The 327-nt window shown below is 42.5% G+C and carries 2 pseudogenes; one reads left to right on the plus strand and one right to left on the minus strand.

Annotated features, from left to right (window positions below):
* Positions 1-99: pseudogene (locus D0T50_RS13495) on the minus strand (CoA-transferase); the annotation flags it as partial.
* Between D0T50_RS13495 and D0T50_RS14015 the strand changes: the two are divergent.
* Positions 86-169, plus strand: a pseudogene (locus D0T50_RS14015) (16S rRNA (uracil(1498)-N(3))-methyltransferase); the annotation flags it as partial. The pseudogenes D0T50_RS13495 and D0T50_RS14015 sit on opposite strands and share 14 nt — an antisense overlap.
* Positions 170-327 lie beyond the last annotated feature (158 nt).

The raw sequence follows: 327 nt of genomic DNA on the forward strand, positions 1-327 counted from the left end.
CCCAGGAATAATCCAATTCGCCAGATTTCCTTTCTCGTCTACCTGAAGTGCACCAAGTACAGTAACATCTACATGTCCACCACGAATGACACCATTCGACCGTTTCATAGGGCAGCCACACAACGGACAAAAGTTTATAGCCCATTGTTACCCAGGCGAAAAGGCGTTAACACTATCCAAAGCAACACCTTCTTTATTCGCTTATTTACCATGCTCAACAATATGGATTAGCACATAGAAAACAGACCGCTTAATGAGAATAGATGGCACTATACGTTCCCACATCGTTTTTATCCTGACTACTATCAGAGTTATGGATTGGGATTC

Origin of the sequence: Bacteroides sp. 214, assembly GCF_010501015.1 — a bacterium.
Classification (GTDB): Bacteria; Bacteroidota; Bacteroidia; order Bacteroidales; family Bacteroidaceae; genus Bacteroides.